This window comes from Streptomyces bobili, assembly GCF_002154575.1.
Classification (GTDB): Bacteria; Actinomycetota; Actinomycetes; order Streptomycetales; family Streptomycetaceae; genus Streptomyces; species Streptomyces bobili.
The window spans coordinates 232-12,738 of sequence record NZ_MUBA01000471.1 but is presented as its reverse complement, the minus strand read 5'-3'; the positions used below and the strand labels follow the sequence as shown (position 1 = coordinate 12,738).

Sequence of the window (12,507 nt, the reverse complement as noted above, 5' to 3'; positions counted from 1 at the left end):
GTGGGGGAGTACGCGGGCCGCACCGGTCGGTGGGGCGGGCGGGGGAGTGCAGGTTTCTCCCCGGCCCGCCCGGACATGAGGGCCGTGCGAGGGCCTGTACGACAGGCCCCGGCAGGGGACCTAGCGGCCCCGGTACGCCCGTCGGCCGCCGCCGCCGCTCATCCGGCGCCACCACATCAGGCCGCCGCCGATGAGCAGGATGCCGGCCGCGCCGGCGCCCGCCGAGGTGGCGATCAGGGTGGTGTCGGTGCCGGTCGTGGTGCCCGCCGGCTGGAGTGCGTCACCGAGCTGGTTGCGGACGTCGTTGCCGGTGCTGACGCCCTTGGCGAGCGGTCCGCGCGAGCCCTCGGTCGGCAGGGCGACGTAGGGGAAGGCCTTCTCGAACTGCTTGTCGTTCTTGTCGACCGCGTCACCCAGGTCGTTCTTCGCGCCGAGGAGTTCGCCCTCGACGACCTGGAGCGAGGCGTCGATCACGTCGTCGGTGAGCCGACGCCCGTTCGGGAAGCCCGCGTTGTCACCGTCCAGTACGCCCAGCCGCTTGGGAGAAGCGGTCGGCTTGATGGAGGTGTTGAGGCGCAACTGCTCCGAAGGCGTCACGTGCGGCGGCTGGTTGAGACCCTTCACGCCCTTGAGGAACACGTCCACCAGGTCGTTGCGCGGCTCGGCGGGCGCCTTGATCTTGTAGATCGCCTCGATGAGCTTGGGCAGCTCCGGGTTGGTGACGTTCTTCAGGAACTGGCCGTCGTCCTTCGGTACGGACGCGTTGAACTTGTCCTTGTCCTTGATGGGGTTGACGACCTCGTTGACCAGCGGGCTGCCCAGCCGGGAGACCTGCGAGTGGTAGCCCTGCGCGTTACGGCGCTGGGTGGTCGACCAGATTCCCACGATCGGCTGGTGCTCGGACTCGGTGATCAGGTCCGTCGGCACCTGGAGGGCGATGGAGTTGACGTTGTAGCCCTTGAGCGTGTCGTTGCCGACCTCGGAGAGGTTCCCGCCGTACAGCAGGTCGAAGACGCGCAGGTCGAGGAAGAAGGGGTCGTCGGCCTGGCCGGCGAAGGTCTGCGAGCCGTTGGAGAGCTTGTAGACCGCCTGGCTGCGAAGCTTGGCGTAGTCCGGCATCGACGCCTTGCCGACGTTCGACGGTGCCACCGGCACGTCGTCCGCGAGCTTCGTCGTGTGGACGACCTTCTCCTTCCTGAGCTTGATCAGCTCGAGGTCGTACGTCTGCGTCACGTTCAGGTCGGGGTCCTTCAGGCTCTCGACCGCCCCGGTGTTGTACAGGAACGTCTTCTTGTTCTTCACATGCGTCTTGAAGGTGTAGCGGAAGACCAACTCGCCCTGCGCGTCACCGTTGTTGTCGATGCGGATGTCGTACTGGGCGTCCTCCGCGAACGGGAAGAAGTTCGGGCCGCCCGCCGGCTCCTCGAACGGGGTCCAGTTCGCGACGATCGTCGTCGTGTCCGGCTTGTCCGGGCTCACGAACGCGTACACGTCGGTGTTGTCGTACGCCGGGGTGCCCGAGATGAGCGGGGCCTCCCGGTGGCTGGAGGCGGCGGCCTCCCCCGGTTCCAGCGTGGCGACGCCGGCGGCTGCGAGCCCCCCGGCGGCCAACGCACCGCATATGAGGGTCGCCACGCCCGTGCGTCCGGATCCGCTCCTGGAGATAGCTGTCATGCCGTCCGTCCTCAGTGCCAACTTTTCTGACGGACAGGGATACGCACCCGGAGGGCCGTTCGGATTGGTCGGAAACCAAAAACTTTTTCTTTCCCGCGCACCCGCGTTTCGGCCCTCTTGATCCGTACCACCTCCGGAGGTGTGTCCGTTGCGAGTGTCTGGTAGGACGGGACGGCCGGGATGCGGCCGTGGGGAGGGGGACCGGATGGAGGCGGACGAACTGCTGGTGCTCGTCGCGGGAGGCGACCAGAACGCCTTCGAGCGGCTCTACGGCCTCGTGTCCGGGCCGGTGTTCGGACTGGTGCGGCGCGTGGTGCGGGACCCGGCGCAGTCGGAGGAGGTCTCGCAGGAGGTACTGCTCGAACTCTGGCGCTCCGCAGGGAGGTTCGACCCCGGGCGCGGCAGCGCCCTGTCCTGGATCCTCACCCTCGCCCACCGCCGCGCCGTCGACCGGGTGCGCAGCGTCCGCGCGGCGGGCGAACGCGAGCAGCGCGAGGCCCAGCGCGCCCACCACCCCGCCTTCGACCAGGTGACCGAGGAGGTGGAGGCGGGCCTGGAACGCGAGTGGGTACGCCGCTGCCTGGGCAAACTGACGGCCCTGCAACGCCAGTCCGTCACCCTCGCCTACTACGACGGCTACACCTACCGTGAGGTGGCCGAGCGGCTCTCGCTGCCGCTGGGCACGGTCAAGACCCGGATGCGCGACGGACTCACGCGGCTGCGCCACTGCCTGGGAGGTGCCGTATGAGCATCCTTGGATTCCTCCGCCGGGAGGATCTGCACTCGCTGGCCGCTCCCTACGCCCTCGACGCCCTCGAACCCGGCGAGCGGCGCCGCTTCGAGAAGCACCTGAGCGACTGCGACCGCTGCACCGCCGAGGTGCGCGCCCTGTCCGAGGACGCCGTCCGGCTGGCCTGGTCGACGGCCGCGCCGGCTCCGGCCGCGATGCGCGACCGGGTCCTGGCCGCCGTACGGACGACGCCGCAGGAGCCCGCTCGTGAGCCGTTGCGGGAGCGCGCGCCTCAACTGCCGCCGCATGTCTGGGGCACGCAGCCGCCGCCCGGACGCTCCCGTGCGCCCCGGGCGCGCCGCCCGCTGTTCGTGCCGTTCGCCACGGCGACGGCCGCCGCCGCCCTCGTCGTCGCCTCTCTCTTCGCGGTCCAGGCCGGCCGCACCCAGGACCGGCTGGACGCCGAGCGGGCCCAGGCGCGTGAGATCGCCCACGTTCTCGCAGCTCCCGACGCCCGGGTGAGCACCGGCAAGGACGCGCGGGGCCGCACGATCGGAGTGATCGCCTCGGCGGCGGAGGGGGAAGCGGTGGTCACGCTGAGCGGATACGACGGGCTCCCCGGCGGGCAGGTGCATCAGCTGTGGGTCATGCGCCCCGACGCGCGACCGCGCTCCCTGGGCCTCTTCGGCGACGACACGCCCTTGGTCGCCACGGGACTCGATCCCTCGTCGGCGTCACTCGCTGTGACCGTCGAGCCCGACGGAGGATCACCACAGCCCACTGCAGAGCCGGTTGTCCAACTCTCCCTGAAATCACTCGGATTCGGAGAGTGACGGCCGAGGCGTCGCCGAGGGATCGTCAACCCCCTTACGGGGTAGGTGAATCCCATGACCGGGATACATGTGTGCCTCGCCGGGACGATAGGGTTACCCTGCCCGTGCCGGGTGGACTCGTACGGGTGGGGAGTGACATGGAACAGATAGCAGTGCACACCAGGGCGAGGGTCCCTGCGATCACCTGCGGGAGCAACGCGACCAGTTCGCGGCTCGACCGCCATCTCTCGGTTCTGGCGGGTCCCGCCATACCCCAACGGGAGACGGTCGAGGCGACCTCCCTCATGCGGGAACTGACCTCGCGTGAGTCCGCCCACCGCAGTCCTCGGGGCGTCCGGGTCCGCCGGGTCTCGCTGTTCGCGCCACTGCGCCGGCTGCGCCGTTCGCTGTTCGGCAGCAACAACAAGCACTGAGGCCCGCGCTCAGGCGGCCACACCGTCCCGGCGCAGCGCTGCGATCTCCTCGTCCGTCATCCCCACGGCGCGCAGCAAGGCCTCGGTGTGCTCCCCGAGCGCGGGCACGGCCCCCATCCGCGCCTCCACCCCGCCCGGCAGCGTGATCGGTGGCAGCAGCGCCCGCAGCGGCCCGGCCGGCGAGTCCACCTCCCGCCACCGCTCACGGGCCGCCAGCTGCGGATGGTCCGCCACCTCGTGCAGATCCCGCAGCCGCGCGCACGCGATGCCCGCCGCCTCCAGGCGTGCCAGCGCCTCGTCGGCCTCCAGTGCGCCCAGGGCCTTCGCCACCAGCGCGTCCGTACGCTCCCGGCCCGCGACCCGTGCCGCATTCGTGGCGTACGCCGCATCGGTGCCCAACTCCGGGCGCTCCAGCACCTGTTCCGCGAGGCGGCGCCACTCCCGGTCGTTCTGCACCGACAGCAGCACGCGCCCGCCGTCGGCCGTCGGATAGGCGTCGTAGGGCGCGATCACGGCGTGCGCGAGGCCGGTGCGCGCGGGGGCCGCACCGCCGTGCATCGCGTGGTTCAGCGGGTGCCCCATCCACTCGGCGAGCGCCTCCAGCATCGACACCTCCACCGGCCCGCCCCGCCCGGTCGTCCCGCGCCGCACCAGCGCCGCCAGCACGCCCGAGAAGGCGTACATGGCCGCCGCGATGTCCGCCGCCGGGATCCCCGCCTTCACCGGCTGCGCGGGCGTCCCCGTCACCGACACCAGCCCCGCCTCGCACTGCACGAGCATGTCGTACGCCCGCTTGTCCGCGTACGGCCCCGACGTGCCGTAGCCCGAGATGTCGACGGCGATCAGCCGCGGATGCGCCGCGCACAGGCCGGCCGCGTCCAGGCCGAGCCGGGCCGCCGCCCCCTGCGCGAGGTTCTGCACGAACACGTCGGCGTCGGCGATGAGCCGGCGTACGACGTCCAGGCCGCGCGGGTCCTTGAGGTCCAGCGCGATCGACTCCTTGCCGCGGTTGCACCACACGAAGTGCGAGGCGAGGCCGCGGGCGGCGGTGTCGTAGCCGCGCGCGAAGTCGCCGCCGTCGATCCGCTCGACCTTGATCACCCGGGCGCCCAGGTCGGCCAGCTGCCGGGTGGCGAACGGGGCCGCGACGGCCTGCTCGACGGCGACGACGGTGAGCCCGTCGAGGGGCAGGGGCGACGGCGGCGGGGGCGTGGGCGCGGGCTGCTGGTTCATGGGGTGGATCATGTCCCGCCCGGCCCCGGTCTGTCATGGCCGCGCGTACCGCCGTACCGCGAGCGGCGCGAACACCGCGATCAGCAGGGCGCACCAGGCCAGGGACCCGGCCACCGGATGCGCCACCGGCCAGGCGGCGCCCTCGGGCACCGGCGCGTTGCCGAACAGGTCCCGCAGGGCCGTCGTCACCGCGCTGATCGGGTTCCACTCGGCGAGGGTGCGCAGCCAGCCCGGCAGGCCGCCGGTCGGGATGTAGGCGTTGGACAGCAGCGGCAGCATGAAGGTCGCGCTGCCGAGCTGACCGGCCGCCTCCTCGCTGCGGGACAGCAGCCCGAGGAAGATCCCGGTCCAGACGCAGGCGAACCGGAACAGGAGCAGCAGCCCCAGCGCGCCGGCCGCCGCGGGCGCCGGCCCCTCGACCCGCCAGCCCACCGCGAGCCCGGCCAGCAGGAACGGCACGGTCCCCACCGCCGTGACGACGAGGTCGGCCACCGCCTGCCCCAGCGGCACCGCGGCCCGGCTGACCGGCAGCGTGCGCAGGCGGTCCGTCACGCCCCGGTGGACGTCCTGCGCCGCCTGGAACATACCGGTCATGATGCCGTTGGCGGCGGTCGCCACCAGCAGGCCCGGCACGAGGAAGGAGCGGTACTCGGCGCCCGGCATCGCCAGCGCGCTGCCGAAGACGTAGCCGAAGAAGAGCAGCATGGTGATCGGCATCGTCTGGGTGAGGATCACCAGGGCCGGGTTGTTGCGCACGCGCAGCAACTGGCGGCCCAGCATGGCCGAACCGTCGTGGGCGAGGGCCAGGGTGCTCATGCGGCGGTCGCCCTGTCGTCGGACACGTGTTCATCGGTGGTCCGGTCGTCCGTGAGGCGCAGGAACACCTCGTCGAGGGTGGGCGGTCGGAGCGTGACGTCGAGCAACGGCACACCCGCCGCGTCGAGTTCGCGGACCAGCCGGGGCAGGGTGAGGGTGCTGTCGCGGGTGACCACGCCGACGGCGGCCCGCTCGTGGTCGAACGACGGCTCGCCGCCCGTGAGCCGGTCGAGGACGGCCGCCGCCCGCGTCAGGGCGGCCGGATCCGCCACGACGGCCTCCGCGTAGGACCCGATCAGTGCCTTGAGGTGCCGGGGCGAGCCGGTCTGCGCGACGCGGCCCCGGTCCACCAGGGCGATGTCGTCGGCGAGCTGGTCGGCCTCCTCCAGGTACTGGGTGGTCAGCAGGACCGTCGTGCCCTCGTCGCGCAGCTCGCGGACGACGGCCCAGACCTCGCCCCGGCTCGCCGGGTCGAGGCCGGTGGTCGGCTCGTCGAGGAACAGCACCCGCGGGCGGCGGACCAGGCTCGCCGCGAGGTCCAGGCGCCGCCGCATCCCGCCCGAGTAGCCGGACGCGGCACGGTCGGCGGCCTCGGTCAGACCGAAGCGCTCCAGCAGCGCGTCGATGTGCCCGGCAGGCCCGCGCACCCGGTGCAGCCGGGCGAACAGGCGCAGGTTCTGCCGGCCGGTGAGGTCGCCGTCCACGGTCGTGTCCTGTCCGGTGACGCCGATGACACGCCGGACTGCCGCCGCCTCCCGGACGAGATCGTGCCCGGCGATCCGGGCCGACCCGCCGTCCGGCCTCAGCAGCGTCGTCAGCAGGCGTACGGCGGTCGTCTTGCCCGCCCCGTTGGGCCCGAGGATCCCGCAGACCGTGCCTTCGGGTACGGCGAGGTCCAGGCCCCGCAGGGCGCGCACCTGCCCGAACCGCTTCTCCAGCCCCTCACTAAGTACGGTGTACGTAGTAGTCATGGCCCGACCATAGCGCACTACGTACGGTGTACGTAACTACGATGGTGGCCGAGGTGATGATCGATGGCTGGCCGAGCGGCCGTACCGGAAGTGATCTGGGCCCGTCCCGAGCGGACGGGCCGGGGGCCGAAGCCGGCGTACACGCGGGCCGACATCGCGGCGGCGGCCGTGCGGATCGCCGACGCGCAGGGACTCGACGCGGTGTCCATGCGGCATGTCGCGGCCGAGCTGGGCTGCGGCACCATGTCGCTGTACAACTACGTCCCCCGCAAGGAGGACCTGCACGAACTGATGGTCGACGCGGTCAGCGGCGAGCACGAGCAGTGGGAGCCGAGCGGCGACTGGCGGGCCGACATGCTCAGGATCGGGCGGCAGACGCGCGAGCTGATGCACCGGCATCCGTGGCTGCCCCGGCTGATGTCCCCGGTGTACGGGTTCAGCCCGAACGCCCTGCGGTACCTGGAGCACTGCCTGGCCTGCCTGGACCCCCTGGACATGACGTACGGCATGAAGATGCAGCTCGTCGGCATGCTCAACGGGGTCGTGACGATGTACGTCTCCAACGAGCTGGCCACCGCCGAGCGGACGCGGTCGCTGCCGTGGTCGGCGGAGCAGGAGAACGCGGCGCGGATCGGCTACCTGGGGAGCCAGGTGGCCACGGGCGCCTATCCGCGGATGGCGGCGGCCTTCTCCGAGGACCCGGGGCCGATCGACCTGGAGGCGGTCTTCGCGTTCGCGCTGGAGAGGGTGCTGGACGCGTTCGCGCCCAAGGGCTGATCTCCCGAAAGCCCTACAGGAGGGCCAACTGGCCCTCCGGGCCCTCCTCGTCCAGGGTCAGGACGGAAGCCGGGCGGCGGGCCCGGTGCGGCACCGGCAGCACCCCCGCCTCGCGCAGCTCCGTCGCCGTGACGGGGTCCGTCACCTCCAACTCCTCCTGTTGCGGACGCAGTTCCGACAGCAGCGTCAACACCGTGATCAGTTCGAGGAGTTCGGAGGTCCAGGGCTGGGGCCAGGTCCGCGGGCGGACGGCGGACAGGGTGCCCGGCTCGCCGGAGGCCGCCGTGCGGGCCGCGAACCACTCCTCCAGGACCCGTACGCCGCCCGCCTCGAAGTCCCAGGCCTGCGGGGGGACCGGGGAGATGCGGCCCTCGTCGAGGTGGAGGGCCTCCTCGTCGCGGTCGTAGCGGACGGTCCGGGGCAGGGCGGGGAGCGGGGCACGGACGTAGGGGCGGCGACCGCCGGGCAGCTTGGGGCGTTCGCCGTCGCGGCGCAGGAGCCACAGCAGGCGGTGGCCCAGCCCGACGCCGCGGGACCACAGCGCGGGGTCCCGGGTGAGGGGGACCGTGAGGTCGGGGCGGACGGTGGCGAGCGTCCAGGCCAGGAAGTCCAGCGGGTCCGGGGAGTGGCCGAGGTGGTCCAGCAGGCCCGGCGCGAGATTGGGTTCCCCCGCCTCGGGGCGGCGGTACAGCGGGCGGATCCGGCCGGTGCGCAGCGTCGGGAGGAGCGAGGTCGCCAGCAGGTGCGGGGCGTCCGGCGACTCCACCACGAAGACCTGGCACGCGTCCGCCACCCGCCACAGCTCGGGGCGGGCCGCGTCGATCAGCCGGTGGTCGGGGATGAGCCACCGCTCGTCGAACGGGGCGGCGAGGACCCGGACCGGCTCCGGGCAGGGGCCCGTGGCGCGGATCAGCCGCCCGGTCCCGGCGGCACTGCCGGGCAGCCGGCCGACCGCGGTGTGCGCGGTGCGTGAGCGGGTCGGCTCGAACAGGGCCTCGCGGTCCGCTCCCTCCGCCTTCAGGAGGGCGTCCCAACGGGCCTTCAGGGAGGCCGGGTCCGGGTCCGTCGGCCACCCCCGGCCCAGCCGCGGCGGTGCGACGGACCACGGCATGAGGTCCGCCAGCGGCGGAGCTTCGTCGCGCGTCACGCGTGGCATCGTACGACGTGCTCAGTGGGCGTCGAGGGTGACCGTGAAGGAGAAACGGTCGCCCCGGTAGTGGATGACGGCCACGTCCAGCGGGCGGCCGGCGCTGTCGTAGGTGACGCCCGTGTAGTGCAGGATCGGGCTCAGCAGCGGCACCGCGAGCAGCCGGGCGGTCTCCGGGTCCGCGAGGCGGGCCTCGACCGTGTCGGTGATCCGGCCGATGTCGGCGCCCACGACGTCGCGCAGCACCTTCGTCATCGGCCAGCGCACCAGGTCCTGCGGGTCGATCGCCGCGGCGAGTTCCGGACGGACGTAGTTGCGGGCGTGGTTGGTCGGCTCGCCGGTCTTCTCGTCGCCGCGCAGCCGGTGGTACGTCGCCACCTCCGCCAGGTCGGGGAAGTACTCGGCGACCTCGGCCGGGACCTCCGCCCCGCCGTGCGAGAGCAGTTGCGTCACCATGCCCGACTGCTGGGCCACGATCGCGTCGACCGAGCCCAGCAGCCGTACCGGGGCGCCCCGCTGTGCCGTCGGCTCGATGAACGTGCCGCGGCGGCGGTGCCGGGTGATCAGCCCCTCGTCCTCCAGCTCCTTGAGTGCCTGGCGCATGGTCAGCACGCTCACCCCGTAGTGCCCGGCCAACTGCTCCTCGGTGGGCAGCCGCAGGGGATCCCGGGGGGAACGGCCGAGTATCGAGGCGCGCAGCGACTGCGACACCTGGTACCAGAGCGGCAGCTTGCGGTTCAGGACGATCGAGTCGGGCGCGAAGGAGGTCACGGGGCCATCCGTACCTGTCGGCGATCCCTCAGTGCAAGGGGCGGAAGTGGCGTTCGAGGCCCGACCACACGTCGTCGTAGCCCTGTTGCAGCCGGTCCGATCCGGCCGCCTGCGGGGTGAGGGTGACCGGCCACCGCGTCTCGAACATGAAGGCCAGCCCGTCGTCGACCTTGTGCGGCACCAGCTCGGCGGCGCTCGCCCGGTCGAAGGTCTCCCGGTCCGGGCCGTGCGCCGACATCATGTTGTGCAGCGAGCCGCCGCCGGGTATGAACCCTTCCGCCTTGGCGTCGTAGGCCCCCTCGATCAGGCCCATGTACTCGCTCATCACGTTCCGGTGGAAATACGGCGGGCGGAAGGTGTCCTCGCCCACCAGCCAGCGCGGCGCGAAGACCACGAAATCCACGCCGGCCAGCCCCGGGGTGTCGGACGGGGACGTCAGCACCGTGAAGACCGACGGGTCCGGGTGGTCGTAGGAGACCGAGCCGATGACGTTGAAGCGGCGCAGGTCGTACACGTACGGGACGTGGTTGCCGTGCCAGGCGACGACGTCGAGCGGGGAGTGGTCGTAGTGGGCCGTCCAGAGGTTGCCGCAGTACTTGTTCACCACCTCGACCGGACCCTCGACGTCCTCGTACGCGGCGACGGGCGCGCGGAAGTCGCGCGGGTTCGCCAGCCCGTTGGCGCCGATGGGGCCGAGGTCGGGGAGGCGGAAGGGGGCGCCGTAGTTCTCGCACACATAGCCGCGGGCCGTCGCGTCGAGGAGCTCCACCCGGAAGCGGATCCCGCGCGGGATCAGGGCCACATGGCCCGGCTCGGCGTGCAGCAGGCCGAACTCCGTGCGCAGCAGCAGTCCGCCGCGCTCCGGGACGATCAGCAGCTCGCCGTCCGCGTCGCTGAACACCCGGTCCATGGAGGCGTCGGCGTGGTACAGGTGCACGGCCATGCCGGCGCGCTGGGCCGCGTCTCCGTTGCCTCCCAGGGTCCACAGGCCCTGGAGGAAGTCCGTCCCCGGAGCGGGGTCGGGGAGCGGGTTCCAGCGCAGCCGGTTCGGGTCCGCGACGGTGTCCGTGAAGGGGGCGGTGCGCAGGGCGCCGTTGTCCGCGCGGGTGAACGCCGGGTGCGCCGCCGAGGGGCGGATGCGGTACAGCCACGAGCGGCGGTTGTGGGCGCGCGGCTCGGTGAAGGCGGAGCCGCTGAGCTGCTCCGCGTACAGGCCGAGAGGGGCGCGCTGCGGTGAGTTGCGGCCCTCGGGCAGGGCGCCGGGCACGGCCTCGGAGGCGTGCTCGTTGCCGAATCCCGTGAGGTACGTCAGCCCCTCCGCCGTCTTGCGTGCGTCCCCGCTGTTCATACGTACTCCCTCGACCGGCGATTCCTCTGTATCACCGTAGGATTGCGGTTTCCCGGACGCAAGAGGTACGCGGGGTCCTCCTCTCGGAGGACGATCACCGGTGGCGGGAACCAGACCCCAGGGGGATCCCCGTGTCGTACCGGTGTTCTACGCTCCGAGACATGTCGTGGAGTCGTGGAATCCTGCCCGCACTCGCGGTCTGTGTCCTGTTGGTGACCGGAGCCGCGGGCTGCGCGTCCGATGACGCGTCCACGCCGACGGGGCAGGAGAGCGCGATCTCGCCCTCGCCCGTCGGCAAGGTGCTGGACGACACGGACGACGACGGCCGGCACTACCGGGAGGTCGGGAAGAAGGGCGCTCCGCAGGTCGCCCTGGAGGTGGAGCCCGACGCCGAGGGCGGCTGGGACGTGCGCCTGAATCTCCGCGACTTCGCCTTCTCGCCGTCCGGCACCCAGGCGCGGGCGGTCACCGGCCGCGGCCTCGCCCGGCTCTTCGCCGACGGCGAGCCCCTCGCCGACCTCCGCGACACCTCGTACCGCATCCCCGAGGGCTACCTCGCGCACGGCACCCACCAGGTCACCGCGCGGCTGTACGCGGACGACGGCACGGTGTGGGCCGTCGACGGGAAGCCGGTGGAGAGCACGGCCGACATCACGGCCTCGGAGCCGGAGCCGGAGCCGGGGTCCGCGTCGGAGTCGCCGGCGGGCGATCCGGGTTCCTCGTCCCCTTCCGTGCTGAGTGCACCGGGCGCCTTCCCCCGTACCGAGGGGCAGGGTTCACCGGACCGCGGCGGAAAGGCATCATGAAGCCCGTGCCCCACGCGACATCGCTCCGTCGCGCGCCCGTGCAGCGGCGCAGCGCCGAACGGCTGACCAGAATCCTCGACGCCTGTGCCGACCTCCTCGACGAGGTCGGCTACGACGCCCTGAGCACCCGTGCCGTCGCCCAGCGCGCCGGTGTCCCCATCGGGTCCGTCTACCGCTTCTTCGGCAACAAGAAGCAGATGGCGGACGCGCTGGCCCAGCGCAACCTGGAGCGGTACGCCGAACGCGTCACCGAGCGGCTCGGACAGGCGCGGCCGGGGGACTGGCGGGCCGCCATGGACGCCGTGCTCGACGAGTACCTGGCCATGAAGCGCACCGCGCCCGGCTTCTCCCTCGTCGACTTCGGCAACCAGATCCCGGTCGGATCGCGCGCCGAACCCAACCACCGCGTTGCCGACCGTCTCACCGACCTGCTCTCCGGCCATCTCGGACGCAGCCCCGACGACGACCTGCGGCGCGTCTTCCTGATCGCCGTGGAGACCGCGGACACCCTCGTCCACCTGGCCTTCCGGATGGCGCCCGAGGGCGATCCGAAGGTGATCGACGAGACGCGGGAACTGCTGCGGGCGTATCTGGGACGCGTACTGGACTGAGGGACCCGGCCGATCCGTCGGCTCCTCACCCTCCCCCACATGCGTACCGGTCGGTATGCTCGCGGGAAGAGAGCGTCACCGCCGCCGCCTTCCCTGGAGGACCCGTGTCCCGCACCGCCCTGCGAATCTGCCCCCTGTGCGAGGCCACCTGCGGGCTGACCCTGACCATCGAGGGAACCCGGGTCACCAGCGCCCGCGGCGACCGCGACGACGTGTTCAGCAACGGGTTCATCTGCCCCAAGGGCGCCTCCTTCGGTGCCGTCGACGGCGACCCGGACCGGCTGCGCACCCCCCTCGTCCGCCGGGACGGCGAACTGCGCGAGGCCACCTGGACGGAGGCCTTCGACGCCGTCGCGGCGGGCCTGCGCCCGGTCGTC

General features: G+C 72.4%; 13 protein-coding genes and 1 pseudogene (1 of these 14 only partly in view). 7 read left to right on the top strand and 7 right to left on the bottom strand.

The window, feature by feature from the left end; translation table 11 throughout:
* Positions 1 to 120: 120 nt before the first annotated feature.
* The gene (locus BZL64_RS30610) at positions 121 to 1,674 is read right to left on the bottom strand and encodes a DUF4331 domain-containing protein (protein ID WP_086772401.1); all 1,554 of its coding nucleotides are present in this window, start codon (positions 1,672 to 1,674) and stop codon (positions 121 to 123) included.
* A gap of 205 nt (positions 1,675 to 1,879) precedes the next feature.
* Between BZL64_RS30610 and BZL64_RS30605 the strand changes: the two genes are divergently transcribed.
* From BZL64_RS30605 to BZL64_RS30595, 3 genes are all read left to right on the top strand, one after another.
* Entirely contained in the window at positions 1,880 to 2,422 is a 543-nt protein-coding gene (locus BZL64_RS30605; protein ID WP_086772400.1) for a sigma-70 family RNA polymerase sigma factor, read from the top strand.
* Complete coding sequence (locus BZL64_RS30600; RefSeq protein ID WP_086772399.1) at positions 2,419 to 3,237, top strand: anti-sigma factor; 819 nt, start codon at positions 2,419 to 2,421, stop codon at positions 3,235 to 3,237. The genes BZL64_RS30605 and BZL64_RS30600 overlap by 4 nt, the downstream gene beginning before the upstream one ends.
* Positions 3,238 to 3,374: 137 nt before the next feature.
* Positions 3,375 to 3,650, top strand: coding sequence for a hypothetical protein (locus BZL64_RS30595; protein WP_086772398.1), 276 nt, complete (start codon positions 3,375 to 3,377; stop codon positions 3,648 to 3,650).
* Positions 3,651 to 3,659: 9 nt separating this feature from the next.
* Here BZL64_RS30595 and BZL64_RS30590 read toward each other — a convergent pair whose 3' ends face one another.
* The 3 genes from BZL64_RS30590 to BZL64_RS30580 are packed head-to-tail and all read right to left on the bottom strand — an operon-like array spanning position 3,660 to position 6,670.
* Entirely contained in the window at positions 3,660 to 4,883 is a 1,224-nt protein-coding gene (locus BZL64_RS30590; RefSeq protein WP_086772397.1) for a CaiB/BaiF CoA transferase family protein, read from the bottom strand.
* Positions 4,884 to 4,916: 33 nt separating this feature from the next.
* Positions 4,917 to 5,699 (bottom strand): ABC transporter permease, encoded by a 783-nt coding sequence (locus tag BZL64_RS30585; RefSeq protein WP_086772396.1) that lies wholly within the window; start codon positions 5,697 to 5,699, stop codon positions 4,917 to 4,919.
* Entirely contained in the window at positions 5,696 to 6,670 is a 975-nt protein-coding gene (locus BZL64_RS30580) for an ATP-binding cassette domain-containing protein (RefSeq protein ID WP_086772395.1), read from the bottom strand. Before BZL64_RS30580 ends, BZL64_RS30585 begins: the two co-directional genes overlap by 4 nt.
* A gap of 63 nt (positions 6,671 to 6,733) precedes the next feature.
* On the opposite strand from BZL64_RS30580, the gene BZL64_RS30575 reads away from it, so the two are divergent.
* Positions 6,734 to 7,447, top strand: a complete 714-nt coding sequence (locus BZL64_RS30575) for a TetR/AcrR family transcriptional regulator (RefSeq protein WP_086772394.1) — start codon at positions 6,734 to 6,736, stop codon at positions 7,445 to 7,447.
* Positions 7,448 to 7,460: 13 nt separating this feature from the next.
* Here the strand turns inward: BZL64_RS30575 and BZL64_RS30570 are convergent, their stop codons facing one another.
* The 3 genes from BZL64_RS30570 to hmgA are packed head-to-tail and all read right to left on the bottom strand — an operon-like array spanning position 7,461 to position 10,713.
* Complete coding sequence (locus tag BZL64_RS30570) at positions 7,461 to 8,603, bottom strand: type ISP restriction/modification enzyme (RefSeq protein ID WP_086772393.1); 1,143 nt, start codon at positions 8,601 to 8,603, stop codon at positions 7,461 to 7,463.
* Between the two features lie 12 nt (positions 8,604 to 8,615).
* Entirely contained in the window at positions 8,616 to 9,365 is a 750-nt protein-coding gene (locus BZL64_RS30565; protein ID WP_086772392.1) for a GntR family transcriptional regulator, read from the bottom strand.
* Between the two features lie 28 nt (positions 9,366 to 9,393).
* Positions 9,394 to 10,713, bottom strand: a complete 1,320-nt coding sequence (gene hmgA / locus BZL64_RS30560; protein ID WP_086772391.1) for a homogentisate 1,2-dioxygenase — start codon at positions 10,711 to 10,713, stop codon at positions 9,394 to 9,396.
* Between the two features lie 161 nt (positions 10,714 to 10,874).
* Here hmgA and BZL64_RS30555 point away from each other — a divergent pair, with 161 nt between their 5' ends.
* The 3 genes and pseudogenes from BZL64_RS30555 to BZL64_RS30545 form a co-directional block, all read left to right on the top strand.
* A complete protein-coding gene (locus BZL64_RS30555; protein WP_086772390.1) occupies positions 10,875 to 11,519 on the top strand; it encodes a hypothetical protein in 645 nt (214 codons plus the stop codon).
* A complete protein-coding gene (locus BZL64_RS30550; protein WP_086772389.1) occupies positions 11,516 to 12,130 on the top strand; it encodes a TetR/AcrR family transcriptional regulator in 615 nt (204 codons plus the stop codon). The genes BZL64_RS30555 and BZL64_RS30550 overlap by 4 nt, the downstream gene beginning before the upstream one ends.
* Before the next feature lie 104 nt (positions 12,131 to 12,234).
* A pseudogene (locus BZL64_RS30545) lies at positions 12,235 to 12,507 on the top strand (molybdopterin-dependent oxidoreductase); its annotated part runs 231 nt beyond the window's last position; the annotation flags it as partial.